At 70.4% G+C, this 18557-nt stretch carries 17 protein-coding genes and 1 tRNA gene; 11 read left to right on the top strand and 7 right to left on the bottom strand.

The window, feature by feature from the left end:
• A complete protein-coding gene (locus AC1MEY_RS11395) occupies window positions 1–3972 on the top strand; it encodes a bifunctional nitrate reductase/sulfite reductase flavoprotein subunit alpha (protein ID WP_480230731.1) in 3972 nt (1323 codons plus the stop codon).
• Window positions 3973–3991: 19 nt separating this feature from the next.
• On the opposite strand, the gene AC1MEY_RS11390 is transcribed toward AC1MEY_RS11395, so the two are convergent.
• Entirely contained in the window at window positions 3992–4321 is a 330-nt protein-coding gene (locus AC1MEY_RS11390; RefSeq protein WP_480230730.1) for a DUF732 domain-containing protein, read from the bottom strand.
• Window positions 4322–4498: 177 nt separating this feature from the next.
• Window positions 4499–5932 (bottom strand): HNH endonuclease signature motif containing protein, encoded by a 1434-nt coding sequence (locus AC1MEY_RS11385; protein ID WP_480230729.1) that lies wholly within the window; start codon window positions 5930–5932, stop codon window positions 4499–4501.
• 189 nt (window positions 5933–6121) lie between these two features.
• Between AC1MEY_RS11385 and AC1MEY_RS11380 the strand changes: the two genes are divergently transcribed.
• Together AC1MEY_RS11380 and AC1MEY_RS11375 are read left to right on the top strand one after the other, a co-directional pair.
• Window positions 6122–7219 carry an alpha/beta hydrolase fold domain-containing protein gene (locus AC1MEY_RS11380; RefSeq protein WP_480230728.1) on the top strand — a complete coding sequence of 366 codons (1098 nt, stop codon included), beginning with the start codon at window positions 6122–6124 and terminating at the stop codon, window positions 7217–7219.
• A 4-nt stretch (window positions 7220–7223) separates the two neighbouring features.
• Entirely contained in the window at window positions 7224–8978 is a 1755-nt protein-coding gene (locus tag AC1MEY_RS11375; protein WP_480230727.1) for an MOSC domain-containing protein, read from the top strand.
• 149 nt (window positions 8979–9127) lie between these two features.
• Here the strand turns inward: AC1MEY_RS11375 and AC1MEY_RS11370 are convergent, their stop codons facing one another.
• Window positions 9128–9613, bottom strand: coding sequence for a hypothetical protein (locus tag AC1MEY_RS11370; protein ID WP_480230726.1), 486 nt, complete (start codon window positions 9611–9613; stop codon window positions 9128–9130).
• Between the two features lie 519 nt (window positions 9614–10132).
• Between AC1MEY_RS11370 and AC1MEY_RS11365 the strand changes: the two genes are divergently transcribed.
• A complete protein-coding gene (locus AC1MEY_RS11365; protein ID WP_480230725.1) occupies window positions 10133–10384 on the top strand; it encodes a hypothetical protein in 252 nt (83 codons plus the stop codon).
• Window positions 10385–10612: 228 nt separating this feature from the next.
• On the opposite strand, the gene AC1MEY_RS11360 is transcribed toward AC1MEY_RS11365, so the two are convergent.
• Window positions 10613–10701 (bottom strand) — tRNA-Leu (locus AC1MEY_RS11360).
• Window positions 10702–10776: 75 nt separating this feature from the next.
• Here AC1MEY_RS11360 and AC1MEY_RS11355 point away from each other — a divergent pair.
• Both AC1MEY_RS11355 and AC1MEY_RS11350 read left to right on the top strand, forming a co-directional pair.
• Window positions 10777–12111, top strand: coding sequence for a M20/M25/M40 family metallo-hydrolase (locus AC1MEY_RS11355; RefSeq protein WP_480230724.1), 1335 nt, complete (start codon window positions 10777–10779; stop codon window positions 12109–12111).
• A gap of 26 nt (window positions 12112–12137) precedes the next feature.
• Complete coding sequence (locus AC1MEY_RS11350; protein ID WP_480230723.1) at window positions 12138–12665, top strand: YbhB/YbcL family Raf kinase inhibitor-like protein; 528 nt, start codon at window positions 12138–12140, stop codon at window positions 12663–12665.
• Window position 12666: 1 nt separating this feature from the next.
• Here AC1MEY_RS11350 and AC1MEY_RS11345 read toward each other — a convergent pair whose 3' ends face one another.
• The 3 genes from AC1MEY_RS11345 to AC1MEY_RS11335 are packed head-to-tail and all read right to left on the bottom strand — an operon-like array spanning window position 12667 to window position 15010.
• Window positions 12667–13728, bottom strand: a complete 1062-nt coding sequence (locus tag AC1MEY_RS11345) for a quinone-dependent dihydroorotate dehydrogenase (protein WP_480230722.1) — start codon at window positions 13726–13728, stop codon at window positions 12667–12669.
• Entirely contained in the window at window positions 13728–13961 is a 234-nt protein-coding gene (locus AC1MEY_RS11340) for a DUF5703 family protein (RefSeq protein WP_480230721.1), read from the bottom strand. Before AC1MEY_RS11340 ends, AC1MEY_RS11345 begins: the two co-directional genes overlap by 1 nt.
• A 17-nt stretch (window positions 13962–13978) precedes the next feature.
• A complete protein-coding gene (locus AC1MEY_RS11335) occupies window positions 13979–15010 on the bottom strand; it encodes a YncE family protein (RefSeq protein WP_480230720.1) in 1032 nt (343 codons plus the stop codon).
• A 115-nt stretch (window positions 15011–15125) separates the two neighbouring features.
• Here AC1MEY_RS11335 and AC1MEY_RS11330 point away from each other — a divergent pair, with 115 nt between their 5' ends.
• The 5 genes from AC1MEY_RS11330 to AC1MEY_RS11310 all read left to right on the top strand — a co-directional run bounded on the left by AC1MEY_RS11330 (window position 15126) and on the right by AC1MEY_RS11310 (window position 18540).
• Window positions 15126–15437: a hypothetical protein gene (locus AC1MEY_RS11330; RefSeq protein ID WP_480230719.1), complete on the top strand. Its 312-nt coding sequence runs from the start codon at window positions 15126–15128 to the stop codon at window positions 15435–15437.
• Between the two features lie 46 nt (window positions 15438–15483).
• On the top strand, window positions 15484–16314 hold the full coding sequence (locus AC1MEY_RS11325; RefSeq protein WP_480231429.1) for an undecaprenyl-diphosphate phosphatase: 831 nt from the start codon (window positions 15484–15486) through the stop codon (window positions 16312–16314).
• Window positions 16311–17000: a histidine phosphatase family protein gene (locus tag AC1MEY_RS11320; protein ID WP_480230718.1), complete on the top strand. Its 690-nt coding sequence runs from the start codon at window positions 16311–16313 to the stop codon at window positions 16998–17000. Before AC1MEY_RS11325 ends, AC1MEY_RS11320 begins: the two co-directional genes overlap by 4 nt.
• Window positions 17001–17090: 90 nt before the next feature.
• Entirely contained in the window at window positions 17091–17684 is a 594-nt protein-coding gene (locus tag AC1MEY_RS11315; protein WP_480230717.1) for a DUF3090 domain-containing protein, read from the top strand.
• Window positions 17668–18540 (top strand): SCO1664 family protein, encoded by an 873-nt coding sequence (locus AC1MEY_RS11310; RefSeq protein WP_480231428.1) that lies wholly within the window; start codon window positions 17668–17670, stop codon window positions 18538–18540. Before AC1MEY_RS11315 ends, AC1MEY_RS11310 begins: the two co-directional genes overlap by 17 nt.
• Window positions 18541–18557 lie beyond the last annotated feature (17 nt).

Below are 18557 nucleotides of genomic sequence, written 5' to 3'. Positions count from 1 at the left end.
ATGCCCGACACGCGCACGGCCTGCTCGTACTGCGGGGTCGGCTGCGGGATCTCGGTCGAGACCCGCGCCGACCCCGACACCGGCGTGCCGGTGATCGCGCGGGTGTCGGGGGACAAGTTGCACCCCACGAACTTCGGCAGGCTGTGCACGAAGGGTGCCACGCACGCGGAGCTGATGCGGGCCGACGAGGGACGGCTGACCACTGCGCTGGTGCGTGCCGGGCGGGACGACGATCTGACTGCCGTCACGGTCGACGACGCCATCGCCGAGGCCGGCCGCAGGCTGCGGGAGATCGTCGACGAGCACGGCCCGGACGCCGTCGCGCTGTACGTGTCCGGTCAGATGTCGCTCGAGTCGCAGTATCTGGCGACCAAGCTCGCCAAGGGGTTCCTTCGGACCAAGTACCTGGAGTCCAACTCGAGGCTGTGCATGGCCAGCGCGGGCACCGGCTACAAGCAATCGCTCGGATCCGACGGACCGCCGGGGTCCTACGCCGACTTCGACGCCGCCAACCTCTTCTTCGTCATCGGCTCGAACATGGCCGACTGCCACCCGATCCTGTTCCTGCGCATGGCCGACCGGCTCAAGGCAGGCGCCAAGCTCATCGTGGTCGATCCGCGCCGCACCGCCACCGCCGACAGGGCCGACCTGTTCCTGCCGATCCGGCCCGGCACGGACCTGGCGCTGCTCAACGGCATCCTGCACCTGCTCGTCGCCAACGGCGACGTCGACGCGGACTTCATCGCCGAGCACACCGAGGGCTGGGACGCGATGCCCGCGTTCCTCGCCGACTACCCCCCGCACGTCGTCGCCGAGATCACGGGTCTGGCCGAGGCGGACATCCGGAGCGCCGCGTCGATGATCGCCGAGGCGGGGGACTGGATGACCTGCTGGGCGGTCGGGCTGAACCAGAGCACACACGGCACCTGGAACACGAACGCGATCTGCAACCTGCACCTGGCGACCGGCACCATCTGTCGGCCCGGGAGCGGCCCCATGTCGCTGACGGGACAGCCGAACGCCATGGGCGGCCGCGAGATGGGGTACATGGGGCCGGGTCTGCCCGGTCAGCGCGCGGTGACCTCGGCAGAGGACCGGGCGTTCGTCGAGGAGCAGTGGGGCTTGGCGCCCGACACGATCAGGACCGAGTTCGGCCCCGGCGCGGTCGACATGTTCGAGCGGCTCGCGGCAGGCGACATCAAGGCGTGCTGGATCATCTGCACCAATCCCGTTGCCACGATGCCGAATCGCGCGACCACCATCGCTGGTCTCCGGAACGCCGAGTTGGTGATCACTCAGGACGCCTACCGCGACACCGCCACCAACGCGTACGCCGACGTGGTGCTGCCCGCGACGCTGTGGGCCGAGTCCGACGCGGTCATGGTCAACTCCGAGCGCAACCTGACCCTGCTGTCGCAGTCGATCCCGGCGCCGGGGGAGACCATGCCCGACTGGGAGCTGATCTGCCGGGTCGCCGAGCATCTCGGCTTCGGCGACGACTTCGACTACAAGTCGAGTGAGGAGATCTTCGACGAGATCCGCCGGTTCACCAACCGGCGGACGGGGTGGGACGTGCGAGGGGCGAGCTACGAGCGGCTGCGTGAGACGCCGCTGCAGTGGCCGGTCGGGCCGGAGTCGCCGGACCGCAACCCGATCCGCTACCTCAACGACGGGGTGAGCCAGGACGAGTTCGTCGACGCCGACGGGCGCAGGCCGCGGTTGGCGTTCGCGACGCCCTCCCGTCGCGCGGTGTTCCTACCGCGGCCGCACGTCGAGGCGGCCGAGCTGCCCGACGACGACTTCCCGGTCGTGCTGAACACCGGTCGCCTGCAACACCAGTGGCACACGATGACGAAGACCGGCAGGGTCGACAAGCTCAACAAGCTCAACCCCGGCCCGTTCGTCGAGGTGAACCCCGAGGACGCCGCCGCGCTCGAAATCGTCGAGGGTGGCCGCGTCGAGCTGACGTCACGCCGCGGCCTGGCGGTGCTGCCCGCGGTGGTGACCGACCGGGTGCGGCCCGGCGACTGCTTCGTGCCCTTCCACTGGAACGACGCCCACGGCGACGACCTCACGATCAACGCGCTGACCAACGACGCCGTCGACCCGATGTCGCTGCAGCCGGAGTTCAAGGTGTGCGCGGTGCGGTTGACGCCGGTCGCGTCCTTCGGGTTGCCCGGTCTGCCCGCGTCGGCGCCCGCCCTGCACGACGACGAGCGGCTGTACCTCACCGGCTTCTTCGCCGGTCTCGAAGAGGGCGTGGTCGGTGTACCGGTGCTGCCCGCGTCGGCGCCGGTGCGCGCCGACGTCCGGCTGTGGCTGGACGGCCTGCTGGCGGGGCGGTATTCGCGCGGCACGGCGGTGGAGCCGGTCGCCGAGGACGGGCCGCTGGTGCTGTGGGCGTCGCAGACGGGTACCGCCGAGGACGTCGCCTCGCGGGTCGCCGGTCGGCTCGGTGGGTCGCGGCTGGTCGCGATGGACCAGGCCACGCCGGCCGACCTGGTGGCGGCGGGCGACGTCGTGATCGTCACGAGCACGTTCGGTGACGGCGGTCCGCCCGACAACGGTGCGGACTTCTGGGACCGGCTCTCGCACCCGGACCAGCCCGCGCTGGACGGGGTGCGCTACGCCGTGCTCGGCATCGGCGACCGCTCCTACGACGACTTCTGCGGGTATGCGAAGTCGTTGGACGGCAGACTCTCCGACCTGGGTGCCACCACGCTGCTCGACCGCGCCGAATGCGAGGCCTACGACGACGAGCCGATGACCCGCTGGACCGACCGCGTCGTGGAGACCGTCGGCTCCGGTGCGGCGTCCGGTGTCGCGCCCGGGGCCGCGCCCGCCCCGGCACCCGCGGCCGCGCCGTTCACCCGCCAGCGACCGCTGCGGGTGCCGTTGAGCCGCAACGTCGCCCTGACCCCACCGGCGGCGGCGAAGGAGGTAAGGCTGTTCGGCTTCGACGTCTCCGAGCACGACGTGACCTATGCCGTCGGCGACGCGCTCGGCGTCTACGTCGACAACGCACCGGAGGTGGTCGACGCGTGGCTGTCCGCCACCGGACTCGTCGGTTCGGAGACCGTGCACGTCGACGGCGCCGACGTCACGCTGCGCGAGGCGCTCGCGAGGTCCTACGACGTGTGCCGGGTGACGCCGAACTTGCTGTCCTTCATCGCCGAGCGGTGCGGTGACCGGGCGGCGGCGCGGACGCTGGCGACGTCGAGTGCGGACCGCGACGCCTGGCTCGAGAGCCGCAACGGCCTCGACGTGGTCGAGGCGTTCGCCGTGCGGGCCGACCCGGCCGAGTGGCTCGACGCGCTGGTACGGCTGGTGCCGCGCTCGTACTCGATCGCGTCGAGCCCGCTGGTGAGTCCGCACGAAATCCAGCTGACCGTGTCGGTGGTGCGGTACCGCAGCCCGGGCGGCGCCCGGCGCGGCGGGGTGTCGTCGACGTTCCTGGCCGACCGCGCCACCCACGCCGAGGTGTTCCTGCAGCCGTCGCCGCACTTCCGGCCGCCCGAGGACGGGGCGACGCCGATGATCATGGTCGGGCCGGGAACCGGCGTGGCGCCGTTCCGCGGCTTCCTGCAGGAGCGCCGCGCGCTCGGCCACGCGGGGCCGAACTGGCTGTTCTTCGGCGACCAGCACCGCGCCGAGAACTACTACTTCCGCGACGATCTCGAGGACATGGTGCGTGACGGTCTGCTGAACCGACTCGATCTGGCGTTCTCCCGCGACCAGGCCGAGCGGGTGTACGTGCAGCACAAGATGGCCGACTACGGCGCCGACGTCTGGCGCTGGCTCGAGGACGGCGCGCACTTCTACGTGTGCGGCGACGCATCGCGGATGGCCAAGGACGTCGACGACGCGCTCACCGCGATCATCCGCCGCCACGGCCGGCTGTCCGACGACGCCGCACGGGACTACAAGCGCGAACTCGTCGCGACCAAACGCTATGTGCGGGACGTCTACTGAGGCCCGTGTACGTGCGGCGTCAGTAGGCGGCGGTCGCGGCGCCGCCGTTGCCGCTCCGGGCCCACGACTCGATGTCCGGCAACACGTCGGGGCACATGTTGGCTCCCGCGGAGTAGACGATGATCCCCGTCTCGTACGGCGCGTACCCGGCGCTCGCGGCGTTGTTCAGCGCCGCCGGGACCGGCGCACCGGACCGCAGCATGCGGCAGGTGAATTTGCCGAGATCGATGACGTCGCTGATCGACTCGTAGTAGACGCCCTCGTCGTCGAGCACCATCACGTAGTCGATCGGATCCGCTGTTGCCGCCGGCGCCAGCGCCAGGCCGCCCGCCGCCACGCTCGTGGCCATTCCTGCCACCGTCAATGCACTGCGGAACATGTCCCACCCCCTGAATCTGCGGTCCCCCGACCGCACGAGTGCACGCTATCGCGAGGGTCCGACACGTCGCCCTGACGGGCACGTGGCAGTGCCGCGCAACGGGTCTCGTTGCGCCGTATGCCGTGTGGGTGTGGGTGTGGGTGTGGGTTAGAAGGGTGGTGGGTTAGCGAGTCGGTGGGCGATGTTGGTGTCGCGTTCGGTGGTGATGCGGCGTTGGTGTTCTTGGGCTCGGGTGCGGGGCCGTTTCGGCATGCGCAGGCCCTTGAGATCGCGGGGGCTCTCCGGCGGTGGTGGGGTGGTGATGGGTGGGGTGCCGGTGGAGGCGGCGAGCTGGGGGAAGAGTGTCGCGCCGAGTGGGGTGGTGGTGTAGGTCAGTCCGGTGGGGCTGGTGAAGGTAATGGTCCCGTCGGGGTGCTGGCTGTCGCTCCACCCGCCGGGGCCGACCCAGAAGGTCTTCATCAGGTGGTGGTGGCGGCAGAACTTCTTGTTGTTGGACGGGTGGGTCGGTCCGTAGGGCCAGGGGATGGTGTGGTCGTCGTCGCAACGCTCAGCGGGGTGGGAGCAGCCGGGCCAGCGGCAGGTGAGGTCGCGGCAGAGCAGGAAGTCGGACAGGCCGCGGGAGGGCCGGTAGCCCGACTCGGCCACCAGGTCGTCGGGCTTCGGCACGGGACGCACCTTGGTGTGGGGGGAGGCGGCGAGGTCGCGGGTGTGGTCGGCGGGCAGGGGTCCGTGGCCGGGGAGGTAGGCGGGGGTGTCCGTGGTGCCGTCGAGGGTGGCCTGGTCGGCGAGGACGTGGATGACGATCTGGTGCCCACCATTCCCACCACCACTGCTAGCGCTGCCGGTGGCGGTGCAGGTGTCGGTGCCGCAGTGGCAGTCGAGGTGGGTGAGGCCGTCGCAGAGGGCGGTGATGGCGTCTGTGCGGCGGCGGTCGAGGCTGCGGGGGTCGGCGGGGCAGACGGTGGTGGCGACGGCGGTGAGGCGTTGGTCGAAGTAGGTGCCGATCTCGGCGGAGACCCGTCCGGTGAGGTCTGAGGTGCCGTGTTGGTCGGGGTGGATGGTGACGTGGTGGTCGTCGCGGCGCTGGCGGGTGAGGCGTTGGGCGTCGGCGTCGAGGTCGGTGACGAGCCAGTCGAGGATTTCGGTGAGTTTCTTCTCGGAGAGGTGGTTCCAGTGGGGTGCGGCGGCGGCGATGCGGGCGTCGATCGCGGCGAGCACCTTCGGGTCCTGAAGTAGCAAGGTGCGGTCGTCGATGGTGGCGATGACGCGGCGGTCGACGTCGCCGGCGAGGAACACCGCCGCCAACCCCGGCAGGCGTTGGATGAGGCAGGTGCCGAGGGTCATGTCGGTGCGGGCGCGGTGGCGGCTGATGCCGAGGGCGGCGGAGACTTCGGCGATGGTGACGTCGAGGTCGTCGACGGTCCACAGGGCGGTGGTGGCGTCGGGGCCGGGGTCGCGGCGGATGGCGAGGGTGCCGGCGGCGATGATCCGTCGTGCGGAGGCGGCGCGTTCGGCGCGCAGGTCTGCGGTCATGGCGGCCAGAAGTGCGGCGTCGCCCATACCGTTCCATTCATCGAACACGTGTTCTATTCTGCCCGCCACGCCGCCCGGACGGGGCCCTCGAAGCCCGATCTGGGGATGAATCGTCAACTGTGGATAACCGCCCCGCGCAACGCCTTCCGCACGCCGAGATGTCACACCCGAGTGCTAGGCCGAGCGCCGCCCGAGAAACGGCTCGCGGCCGCCCGCCGAGGTGTAATTTCGGCGATCATGGAGACTCCCGCCGCCGTCACCCTGCCCGGTCGACTGGGGGATCCCACCCTCGAACTGCGCACCGACCCCCGTTCCGATCCGAAGATGCTGGCACTGTTCGCGCCCTTCGGACTCGACGTCAGGGCGCCGGACCTCCCGGTCGACCGTCAGTCGCCACGCGAGGACCTGCTGGCGACGGCCCTCGCGGTGGAACAGGCCTTCGACGGCGTGTTCGCCGCGCTGCTGTCGGACGTTCCCCAGCCGCAGGGGCTGACGTCGACCACCGAGACCATCACCGGTGTCGACGGCAACCAGATCACCCTCTACGTCGACAGGCCGTCCAACGTCGACGGCCCGCTACCCGGTCTGCTGCACCTGCACGGTGGCGGCATGGCGGTGCTGACCTCGGCGACCAGTGTGGTGTGGCGGCAGAAGCTCGCCGAGCGCGGGTGCGTGGTGGTGGGCGTCGAGTTCCGCAACGCCGCCGGATCGCTTGGCCCGCATCCGTTTCCGGCCGGCCTGAACGACTGCTCGAGCGCACTGGACTGGATGCACGAGCGTCGCGGCGACCTCGGTATCTCGTCCATCGTGGTCACCGGTGAGTCCGGCGGCGGCAACCTGTCGGTGGCGACGGCGCTCAAGGCCAATCGCGACGGCCGGCTCGATCACGTCGACGGCGTCTACGCGCAGGTGCCGTTCGTCTTCGGCGGGTACGACACTCCCGATCCCGCGCTGCCGTCACTCGTCGAGAACGAGGGATACGTCCTCGGGCCCAGCGTCATGACGCTCATGTCGAGCCTCTACGACCCCGACGGCAGGCACGCGAGGAATCCACTCGCCTGGCCCTACTACGCCACCGTCGACGACGTCGCGGGTCTGCCGCCGCACGTCATCACCACCGACGAACTCGACCCCCTGCGCGACGAGGGGCAGGCATACCTGCGCACGCTGCAGAAGGCGGGGGTGCGGGCCACCGGACACGTCTACAACGGCGTACCGCACGCGGGCGAACTGCTCGGCGCCGCAGCACTTCCCGACCTGTTCGACCGCGCCCTGCGCGACGTCGTCACGTTCGCCGAAAGCATGGCCACCAGCACCACCAGCGCCGGGGCCTGACCCCGTGGCCACCCTGGTGTCGCTCAACGTGGGCCTGCCGAAGGACGTCGCGTGGGGCGCCCGCACGGTGTACACCGGCGCGTGGAAGTCGCCGGTCACCGGACCGCGGCTGGTGCGGCGGCTCAACGTCGACGGCGACGGGCAGGGCGACCTCGGGGGACACGGGGGCGAACACCGCGCCGTGCTGGTCTACCAGACGCAGTCCTACCGGCACTGGGAATCGGTCCTCGGGCGAACGACGTTGCCGCTCGGCGCCTTCGGCGAGAACTTCACCGTCGACGGGCTGGCCGACGACGAGGTGTGCATCGGGGACAGGTACCGGATCGGCGGCGCCGTCTTCGAGGTCAGCCAGCCGCGCGTCACGTGCTACCGCGTCGGGCTGCGGCTCGACGAGCCGCGGATGGCCGCCCTGCTCGTCGAGCACCGTCGGCCCGGGTTCTATCTGCGCGTGATCACCGAGGGCGAGGTCGAGGCGGGCCAGACCGTCGAGCAGGTGCACGCGGACCCCGAGCGGATCTCGGTCGCCGAGGTCGACGCGCTGCTGTACCTGCCCGGCCACCCGCGGGAGACCTTGCAGCGGGCGATGCGCGTGGCCGCGCTGAGCCCGGGCTGGCAGGGCTCGCTGCGCAGCATCGCCGAGCAGCCCGCGACCGCGACCGGCAACACGGGTCTGTCGTCGGCGGCCACCAGCCCGCCGCCCGCCTGGCCCGGCTTCCGCTCGCTCGTGGTCCGCCGCATCGACGAGAGCAGCACCAGCGTGTTCTCCGTCGAACTGGCCGCCGAGGACGGCAGCGCACTGCCGACGTGGCGGCCCGGGCAGTCGATCGCGATCCGGGTCCGCCGCCCCAACGGCACGACGGCGATCCGCAACTACTCGCTGTGCAACCGGCCGGGGGCGTCCACCTACCGCATCGGCGTCAAGGAGGAGGCGCACGGCTCGGTCAGTCGCTACCTGCGGGCCACCCTGGCCGTCGGCGACGCGGTCGAGGTCGCCGCGCCGCGGGGCAGCTTCTTCCTCGACGACGGGGACGGGCCGGTGGTGCTGCTGTCGGCGGGGATCGGCGTGACGCCGGTGCTGTCGATGCTGCATCACCTGGCCGAAGCGCCGTCGCCCCGGCGGGTGTGGTGGCTGCACGGCGCGCGCGACGGTGCCGAACACCCCTTCGCCGACGAGGCGCGCCAACTCATCGACGCAATTCCGGGCAGCCGCTCGCTGGTCGCCTACAGCCGTCCCGGACCCGCAGACCACGTCGGCACCGACTTCGCGATCGCAGGCAGGCTGTCCGAGGCGGCCCTGGCGTCGGCGGCCATCCCGGGCGATGCCGACGTCTACGTGTGCGGTCCGGACGCGTTCATGGTGGCCATGGACGCCCTGCTGGTCGCGGCCGGCGTGGAACCGTCCCACATCCACCGCGAACCCTTCGGTCCCGCAGCGGCTTTGACGCCGGGCATCGCCTCGGCGGCGCCGACGACCCCGCACCAGCCGGCGGGTCCGGTGGGCACGGGGCCGGAGGTGTCGTTCTCGCGCAGCGGTCTGACCGCGCCGTGGGGTCCGTCGTATCCCAGCCTGCTCGACTTCGCGGAGGCGTGTGACGTGCCGACCCGATGGTCGTGTCGCACCGGGGTGTGCCACAACTGCGAGACGCCGATGCTCGCCGGCGCGGTGGTGTACGACCCGGAGCCGATCGAGCGGCCCGCCGAGGGCAACGTGCTGCTGTGCTGCAGTCGGCCCGTGGAGGCCGTCGTACTCGACGTATGAACTGAAACTACGTGGTGTCCGAGGGGGGACTTGAACCCCCGCAGAGCTGTCGAATCAGGATGAATAAACGACATTCACGCCGCGGTTTGTGTTAGACAGCAGGTCGCCGTACGCCCACTTCCAGAATCCCTGTCTGTTCGGGTGAGTCATCACCGAGCCTTCATCGCTTGTGCAGTCCCTTTGCCCAGTACGGTCGTGACTTTGTGCCGGTCGATGTCGTCGAGGGTCAGCACCGCTTCGGGTCGGGTGATCCGCTTCATGTCCCCGGCAGTCGGCTGCGGCACCAGCAGCGCCAGTTCGCGCGCCTCATAAACGTCGATGTTCGTATGTATCCACTGGCTCTGCTGGGAGAGTTCGTGGTCGACGCTCACGAACCAGTTCGCCATGAATTCCTGCAGGTAAGGGATCAATGTCCACACCTTGCGCCGGACCAACGCCGACCGCACATCCGGCCGAGTGAATGCGAGCCAGGCCAGTGCTCCGCTGTCGGCGTCGGTGAGCTTCCAGAACGCCCGGCCGTTGTGCGCCAACGGCCGCGTCACGGCGATGTTCTGTCCGAGTTCGCGGGCCAGCCTTCTGTAATCGGGAACAGTGTCGGTGTAGTTCGGAACGGCCTCGAAGTAGTCGTATGGCATGGCCCGCCCCGCCCTTCCAGCGGCTCGCCGCGAACGCTCGTCCATCAACCGCATCCCCTCATCCGGTGGAACCAGTGCGCCGGCCTTATCGACCGTCGTCGAGTCGACCGGCGCCGCGAACCCTCCGACTAGGAATTATGCCGCAGTGGTACGTCAGCCATCCGGTACTCGACCGACCTTGGGTACGAGGTGGCGTTGGACGACGCTAGTCAACTTGTCTCACGCACGGTGTCCAGATGTCAGACGACGGCATCGCGGATAAAGAAATGACACAGCCCGTGAGAATCGACAGCAATATCCGCTCATCCACAGCTTCGCGGGGACCAGCGACCCGCCGGGCACACGGGCGATCGCCAGGGACCCGGAGTGGAGCGCGAACGTGTATTCCGCACGCTTCGACATCGAGCAATGAAGCGGGCACGCAGGCCCGTGGAGTGAGGCAATAGCGCCGACAGTCGCCGACGTCGAGTTCCTGAAACGGCGAATTTCGCTACAACACCAGAAGTTTCAGGTCGGCCAGTGTTCAAGCTCGGGCAGACGAAGGGCAAGGAGAACCGCATGGTGCTGGTAGCGGTGTCGGTGCTGGCCGGGCTGGCTGCTCGGTCCGAGGCTCGCAACGCCGCCGATTTGCTCTTCGCGGCCTGCGGCAGCGGGTATCTGAAGCGGCCCAGCTACGACGCGACGGGATGGTTCAACCGGGCCGTTGAGCGAGCACAGGTACAGACAATCACCCGCATGGTCATCGGCACACATGGGAACGCTCGTCGATGAGTTCCGGCGGCAACGTACTGGTGGTGTCTCTTGATGCTCGGTCACGAGGATCCGAGCGTGACGCTGCGGATCTACGCGGATCTGTGGGGCAGTGACCTCGATGCCGTGGCGATCAGCATGGACGCGAAAACTGCGTCGACGTCCAACGCGTGTCCGAAGGCCCGCTTGGCCGGCCGCCGCTCGCGGGCGAGAAACTGCCGTCTAGCTTCGCGATGAACTGAAACTACGTGGTGTCCGAGGGGGGACTTGAACCCCCACGCCCGTTAATAGGGCACTAGCACCTCAAGCTAGCGCGTCTGCCATTCCGCCACTCGGACAAGAGCGCCTAAGGCTAACCGAAGGGGCACCCCGGACCCAAACCGCCTCGGTGTGATGGTGGTACGAATGGGACTGTGACAGACGCCCCGGAAGCCACCAGCGAGGTCGTCGGCCTCGTCAGCGAGCTGATTCGCTTCGACACGTCGAACACCGGCGAGCTGGCCACCACCAAGGGTGAGGCGGAATGCGCTCGCTGGGTGGCCGCCCGGCTAGAGGAGGTCGGCTACGAGACCGAGTACGTCGAATCGGGCGCACCCGGCCGCGGGAACGTCGTCACCCGACTGCGTGGCGCGGACCCGAGCAGGGGAGCGCTGCTGATCCACGGCCACCTCGACGTCGTCCCCGCCGAGGCCGCCGACTGGAGCGTCCACCCGTTCTCCGGGGCCGTCGAGGACGGCTACGTGTGGGGTCGCGGCGCCATCGACATGAAGAACATGATCGGCATGATGCTCGCGGTGGCGCGCCACCTGAAGCGCTCGGGCACGGTGCCGCCGCGGGACCTGGTCTTCGCGTTCGTCGCCGACGAGGAGGCCGGCGGCAAGTACGGCTGCGGGTGGCTCGTCGAGAACCGCCCCGACCTCTTCGAGGGCGTCACCGAGGCGATCGGCGAGGTCGGCGGGTTCTCGCTCACGGTGCCGCACCGCGACGGCGGCGACAAGCGTCTCTACCTCATCGAGACGGCCGAGAAGGGCATGCGCTGGATGCGGCTCACCGCCCGCGGTCGCGCGGGCCACGGCTCGTTCGTGCACGACGACAACGCCGTCACGACCCTCGCCGGCGCGGTGGACCGCTTGGGCCGCCACCAGTTCCCCGTGGTGCTCACCGACACCGTCGCCCAGTTCCTGGCCGCCGTGGGGGAGGAGACGGGGCACTCCTTCGATCCCGAGTCGCCGGACCTGGACGGCGTGGTCGCCAAGCTGGGTCCGATCGGCCGCATCGTCGGTGCGACGCTGCGTGACTCGGCGAACCCCACGATGCTCGACGCCGGGTACAAGGCCAACGTGATCCCGGGTTCGGCGCAGGCCGTGGTGGACTGCCGGATCCTGCCCGGCCACGCGGCGCAATTCGAGGCCGCCGTCGACGAACTCATCGGACCCAACGTCACCCGCGAGTGGATCACCGACCTGCCCGCCTACGAGACCACGTTCGACGGCGACCTGGTGGACGCGATGAACGCCGCGCTGCTGACCGTGGACCCCGACGCCCGCATCGTGCCCTACATGCTGTCCGGCGGCACCGACGCCAAACACTTTGCCCGCCTGGGCATCCGCTGCTTCGGCTTCATCCCGCTGCGGCTGCCGCCCGATCTCGACTTTGCGGCGCTGTTCCACGGCGTCGACGAACGGGTACCCGTCGAGTCGCTGACGTTCGGCACGGAGGTGCTCAACCACTTCCTGCTGCACTGCTAACCCCGACCGTTCACGAAAGGACGCACATGAGCACGCCGTACGACGCGCTACCCGAACTGCCCAGCTTCACCCTGACGAGCAAGGCCGTCACCGACGGCCAACCACTGGGCAACGAACAGGTCAGCGGAATCATGGGGGCCGGTGGCTCCGACGTGTCGCCGGACCTCGCCTGGTCGGGCTTCCCCGAGGAGACCCGCAGCTTCGCCGTCACCATGTACGACCCCGACGCACCGACAGGGTCGGGTTTCTGGCACTGGGCGGTCGCGAACCTGCCCGCCACCGTCACCGAGCTGCCCGAGGGCGTCGGCGACGGCAGCCACAGCGGCTTCCCCGGCGACGCGATGACGCTGAGCAACGACGCCGGACTCAAGCGCTTCATCGGCGCCGCGCCGCCGCCAGGGCACGGACCGCACCGCTACTTCATCGCCGTGCACGCGGTCGACGTCGAGAAGCTGGACCTGCCGGAGGGGTCGACGCCCGCCTACCTGGGTTTCAACCTGTTCAGCCACGCGATCGCCCGCGCCGTCATCCACGGCACCTACGAGAAGGACTGAGTCAGCGGGTCCCGGAGCCGACGGCGTCCGCGAGGCTGGTGAAGCCGCCCTCGCGGAGCCGTAAGGCCACTCCGTCGTGAATGTGCTTGGCCCACAGGCCGCCGCCGTACACGAAACCGGTGTAGCCCTGCACCAGTGACGCACCCGAGGTGATGCGCTCCCAGGCGTCGTCGGCGGTTTCGATGCCTCCGGCGCTGACCAGGACCAGCCGGTCGCCCACCCGGTCGTACAGCCGTCGCAGGACCTCCACCGATCGCCGGGCCACGGGCGCGCCCGAGACGCCGCCCGCGCCGAGATCGGTCACGCCGGGGGTGCGCAGACCGTCGCGCGAGATGGTCGTGTTGGTGGCCACGATGCCCGCCAGTCCCAGTTCGACGGCGAGGTCGGCGACGGCGTCCACGTCGGCGTCGGAGAGGTCCGGCGCGATCTTCACCAGCACCGGTGCCGAGGTCTCGGCGCGGACCGCCGCGAGGATCGGCCGCAGCGACTCGACCGCCTGCAGGTCCCGCAGCCCCGGTGTGTTCGGCGAGCTGACGTTGACCACCACGAACGCCGCGAGCGGACCGGCCAGCCGGGCACTCTCGGCGTAGTCGGCGACGGCGTCCTCGGGTGCGGTGAGCTTGGTCTTGCCGATGTTGACGCCGATCGGGACGTCGGACCGGTTGTGCTCGAGCCGGGTCGCGAGTGCGCGCACACCCTGGTTGTTGAAGCCCATCCGGTTGAGCAGCGCGCGGTCGTCCGCGAGCCGGAACATCCGCGGCTTCGGATTGCCGGGCTGGGCCCGCGCGGTGACGGTGCCCACCTCGGCATAGCCGAATCCCAGTGCGCCCCAGGTGTTCAGGCCGGTGCCGTTCTTGTCGAAGCCGGCGGCCAGCCCGAGCGGGCCCGGGAATCGCACGCCGAACACCGTCGTCGCCAGGATGGGATCGGCGGGTGCGAGCCTGCCCCGCAGGAAGCGGCGCAGCGGCGGCACAGCGGTGGCCGCACGCAGGGCGGCGAACACCCACGTGTGGATGCGTTCGGGAGCGACGAGGAAGAAGATGCGGCGCAGCAGTCCGTACATCAGGCGCCCGGCTGATCGCCGACGTTCAGCCGGTCGGCGGCCGTCTTCCTGCGGCGCAGCAGCACCCGGCGACTGCCGTCGGTGTAGAGGCGCACCCGGGTCAACTCCCACCCGCGGTACTCGGCCTCGATGGACAGCCGCGTGGACGCCGACACCCGGGTGACGTCCGGCGGCAGCCGCAGCGGCACCCACTCGTAGTCGTCGGACAGGTCGGACTCCCAGCTTGCGGGCATCCGCCCGCGCATCGCCGTCACGAGGCCGACGCCCCGGTGATCACCTGCACGCCCGCGCCGGACCCCGACACCACGTAGAGGGTGTCCGAGTCGTCGTCGTAGGCCAGTGAATTCGGTTGCTGCACGGTTCGATGTCGCACCTTCTCGACGGGGATTCCGGTCGCCAGATCGTAACCAATCACGGTGTTGGCCGCCGTCTCCGACACCCACGCCAGCTTCGAGCCACCGGCCAGGCCGTACGGCGCTCCCGCCACCGGGAAGCGCTGCCGCAGCATGAGCGGATCGGATCCGAACACCAGCAGCTCGTCGCCCCGGGTGTCGGCGACCAGCACGCGGCCCTCCGGGTCCGCGGCGATCGTGGTGGCGCCCTCGCCGGCCCGCAACGAGTGGTCCGAGTCGTCGCCCGAGGCGCTCACCGTGGTCACCGACGTCTGTCCACGGTCCAGCACGACGACGGTATTGCCCTGTGCGGCAAGCGCATCGACGCGGGCGAAGATCTTCAGCCGCGCCGTCACCGACGCGTCGGAGCCGAGCGTGTACACGGCTCCGTCGGCGCTGCCCAGCGCCAGCAGGCCGTCGGCGCGGCGGGTGATCGCGGTGAAGTCGACGTCCGCGGCGCCGTCCACGCGCACCGGGTCCACGACGCCGCCGGCCAGCTCGACGCGCACGTAACCGCCCCGGGTCGACCCGTAGACGGTGCCGTCGCCGTCGCCCGCCAGGGCCGTCACCGGCGCGGGCAGCGCGACGGTACGGGAGGGGCCGCTGCCGGCCATCAGCGTCAGCACCGACCCGGCCGCCGCGTCACCGGTCAACACGACCAGGGTCCGGGTCGACCGGTCGAACGTCGCGGTCCGGCCCGGCCCCGGAAGTGCGCGCACGTCGCCCGCCGGAGGTGCCGCGACCGGCGGCGAATCCGCGGCCGCCGCGGGGGAGATGGTGGGCGGCGGCGCCTCGGACGGACTCGAGGAGCACGCGGCGACGACGACCACCGTCACACCGGCGAACACGGTGTGACGCAGGCGACGGGTGGTGTTTCGGTGGCGGGGCAAGGGGTAGCTCTCGGATCGTGCGGATACGAGGACAGGTCGAGTGTAGGCAAACCCGTGTTCACCGGTTGGTTTCCTCCGGCGTCCCCGAAGGACACCCCGAGCGTAGGGTGCGCTCATGACGCTCGCGGCGGACAGGCACGTGGCCGGCGGTGACTTCGCCATCGAGGACATGTCGACCGGCATCTACGCCAGCGGCTTCGGGTCGGTAGGCGACGGCCGGACCTTCGCCTTCCAGGTGGAGCACCAGACCCTGGTGGTCGAGGTGTACCGGCCGCGACTGACCGGACCGGTGCCACTCGCCGAGGACGTCGTCGCGCGGTCCAGCCGCAGCCTCGCCCACGTCGACACCAGCGACGAACGCAGCCTGGGTGCCGCGGTGCGCGACGCGGTCGCCGACGCCCAACCGGTGCCACGTCCAGCTCGCTGACAGCGAACACGCGGTACGGTCTTCTCCCGTGATCGACGTCGAGGCCATGTCGTGGCTCCAAGTGGTGGTCCTGGCGGTGCTGCAGGGCCTCACCGAGTTCCTGCCCGTGTCGTCCTCCGGGCACCTGGCGATCGCCTCGCAGCTCTTCTTCGACGACGACGCCGGCGCATCGTTCACCGCGGTGACGCAGCTCGGCACCGAGCTGGCCGTCCTGGTGTACTTCGCCCGCGACATCGGCCGCATCCTGACGGCCTGGTTCGGCGGCCTGCGCGACTCGGCGCGCCGCAACGCCGACTACTGGCTCGGCTGGTGGGTGATCATCGGCACCCTGCCCATCTGCGTCCTCGGTCTGCTGTTCAAGGACCAGATCCGCGGCGGCGTCCGCAACCTCTGGATCGTCGCGATCGCGCTGATCGTGTTCTCGGCCGTCATCGCCGCCGCCGAGTACTACGGCAGGCAGGACCGTCGCGTCGAACAGCTGACCTGGAAGGACAGCGTCATCGTCGGCCTCGCCCAGTGCCTCGCCCTGGTGCCTGGCGTCTCCCGCTCCGGCGCCACCATCAGCGCGGGCCTCTTCCTCGGCCAGAACCGCGAGGTCGCCGCGCGATTCGGCTTCCTGCTGGCCATCCCCGCGGTGCTCGCCTCCGGGCTGTTCTCCCTGCCCGACGCGTTCGCGCCCGTTGCCGAGGGCATGAGCGCCACGGGCCTGCAGCTGATCGTGTCGATCGTGATCGCCTTCGTCGTCGGCTACGCCGCCGTCGCCTGGTTCCTGCGGTTCCTGGTGCGCCACGGCATGTACTGGTTCGTCGCCTACCGGGTGGTCCTCGGCGTCGTCGTCCTCATCCTGCTCGGCACCGGCGTCATGGCCGCGCAGTGACAGTCATCCTGCTCCGCCACGGCCGCTCCACCTCCAACACCGCGCACACGCTCGCGGGCCGCTCCGAGGGCGTCGACCTCGACGACAAGGGAGCCGAGCAGGCCGACGCGGTCGTCGGCCGGATCGGCGACCTGCCCGTGCGGGCGATCGTGCGCTCACCGCTGCTGCGCTGCGCCCGCACCGTCGCGCCGCTGGCCGCCGCCCTGGAACTCGAACCTGTCGTCGACGACCGGCTCGTCGAGGTCGACTACGGCGCGTGGACGGGCCGCAAGATCAGCGACCTGGTCAAGGAGCCGCTGTGGGCCACCGTCCAGCAGCAGCCCAGCGCGGCCGTGTTCCCCGACGGCGAAGGGCTCGCGCACGTCCAGAGCCGCGCGGTGGAGGCCGTGCGCGAACACGACCGCACGCTGGCCGAGGAGCACGGCGGCGACGTGCTGTGGGTGGCGTGCACGCACGGTGACGTGATCAAGGCCGTCCTGGCCGACGCGCTCGGGGTCCACCTCGACGGATTCCAGCGCATCACCGCCGACCCCGCCTCGATGAGCGTCATCCGCTACACCGCGATCCGACCGTTCGTGCTGCACGTCAACCACACCGGAACCGGGCTGACGTCGGCGCTGACCCCGAAGCCCGCCGAGGCAGGCGAACCGGTCACCGACGCGGTCGTCGGAGGCACCACCGACTGAGCGCGATCCGGCCCACCGCCCCGCCTCAACACCGCCCACCGCCCCGCCCGAAGTACGGCACCACCCCGCTACCGCTATTTTGGAAGGGCCATGTCCCGCTCGATTCACGTCTTCCGCTCACCCGACCGCTTCGTGGCCGGGACCGTTGGGCAACCAGGGGCGCGCACGTTCTACCTGCAGGCGGTCCACGACACCCGCGTGGTGTCGGTCATGCTCGAGAAGCAGCAGGTCGCCGTGCTCGCCGAGCGCATCTCCGCCCTGCTGCTGGAGATCAACCGCCGCTTCGGCACCCCCATCCCGCCCGACACCGGCGAGGTCGAGGACCTGAGCCCGCTGGTCATGCCCGTCGACGCGGAGTTCCGCGTCGGCACGATGGGACTCGGCTGGGACTCCGAGGCGCAGACCGTCGTCGTGGAACTCCTCGCGGTGTCCGAGACGGAGTTCGACGCGTCGGTGGTCCTCGACGACGCCGAGGACGGCCCGGACGCGGTGCGGGTGTTCCTGTCGCCGGAGTCGGCGCGCGAGTTCGCCACCCGGTCAACCCGGGTGATCTCGGCGGGACGGCCACCGTGCCCGCTGTGCGACGAACCGCTGGACCCGGACGGCCACATCTGCGTCCGCACGAACGGCTACCGACGCGGAGCGTTCGGTGCCGGCGAAGCCGACGATGAACCCGAGTTCTGACGGCGAGGTCGTCCGCAGCGGCGAACTGACCGTCATCGGACGGATCCGCACGGCGAGCAACGCCACGTTCCTGTGCGAGGCGCGCCTCGACGACCGCGAGGTGCACTGCGTCTACAAGCCCGTCGCCGGAGAGGCGCCACTGTGGGACTTCCCCGACGGCACGCTCGCGGGCCGCGAGTACGGTGCCTACCTGGTGTCCGACGCCCTCGGGTGGAACGTCGTGCCGTTCACCGTCGTTCGGGACGGCCCGGCCGGGCCCGGAATGGTCCAGCGGTGGGTCGACCAGCCCGGCGACGCGCTGTCCGACGACGATCTCGACGACGACGCGGATGACGACGACGCGGATGACGACACCGACGATGACGAGGCCCAACCCGCCGGTCCCGACCTGGTCGACCTGGTGCCCGCGGGCAAGATCCCGCCCGGCTACCTGCCCATCTTGCGGGCCTACGATCACCTGGGCGACGAGGTCACGCTCGTGCACGCCGACGACGACCGACTGCGGGCCATGGCGGTGTTCGACGTGCTGATCAACAACGCCGACCGCAAGGGCGGCCACATCCTCGCGGGCGTCGACGGCGGGGTGTACGGCGTCGACCACGGGGTCAGCCTGCATTCGGAGGACAAGCTGCGCACCGTGCTGTGGGGATGGGCCGGCAAGCCCGTCGACGACGAGGCGCTCGCCCGCATCGAGGTGGTGCGCGACCGGCTGTACGGCGATCTCGGCGAGGCGCTGTCCGGTCACGTCACCGACGTCGAGATCGACGCCCTGCACGCGAGAACCGTTGCGCTGCTTCGTGATCCGGTGATGCCCGGTCCGGATCGGCACCGGCCCATCCCGTGGCCGGCGTTCTGAGCGTCGCGTAGACGGCC

It is taken from the genome of Mycobacterium sp. PTI7 (assembly GCF_056679845.1).
The sequence above is the reverse complement of the archived record's forward strand: the minus strand, read 5'-3'. Positions and strand labels throughout refer to the sequence as shown.

Coding starts and splice junctions, on each gene's coding strand:
- AC1MEY_RS11325 (WP_480231429.1), top strand. CDS start 15,484: ATGTCGTGGCTCCAAGTGGTGGTCCTGGCGGTGCTGCAGGGCCTCACC.
- AC1MEY_RS11390 (WP_480230730.1), bottom strand. CDS start 4,321: ATGGCCACGAGCGTGGCGGCGGGCGGCCTGGCGCTGGCGCCGGCGGCA.
- AC1MEY_RS11310 (WP_480231428.1), top strand. CDS start 17,668: ATGAACCCGAGTTCTGACGGCGAGGTCGTCCGCAGCGGCGAACTGACC.
- AC1MEY_RS11340 (WP_480230721.1), bottom strand. CDS start 13,961: ATGCCCGCAAGCTGGGAGTCCGACCTGTCCGACGACTACGAGTGGGTG.
- AC1MEY_RS11395 (WP_480230731.1), top strand. CDS start 1: ATGCCCGACACGCGCACGGCCTGCTCGTACTGCGGGGTCGGCTGCGGG.
- AC1MEY_RS11350 (WP_480230723.1), top strand. CDS start 12,138: ATGAGCACGCCGTACGACGCGCTACCCGAACTGCCCAGCTTCACCCTG.
- AC1MEY_RS11345 (WP_480230722.1), bottom strand. CDS start 13,728: ATGTACGGACTGCTGCGCCGCATCTTCTTCCTCGTCGCTCCCGAACGC.
- AC1MEY_RS11370 (WP_480230726.1), bottom strand. CDS start 9,613: ATGCCATACGACTACTTCGAGGCCGTTCCGAACTACACCGACACTGTT.
- AC1MEY_RS11380 (WP_480230728.1), top strand. CDS start 6,122: ATGGAGACTCCCGCCGCCGTCACCCTGCCCGGTCGACTGGGGGATCCC.
- AC1MEY_RS11330 (WP_480230719.1), top strand. CDS start 15,126: ATGACGCTCGCGGCGGACAGGCACGTGGCCGGCGGTGACTTCGCCATC.
- AC1MEY_RS11315 (WP_480230717.1), top strand. CDS start 17,091: ATGTCCCGCTCGATTCACGTCTTCCGCTCACCCGACCGCTTCGTGGCC.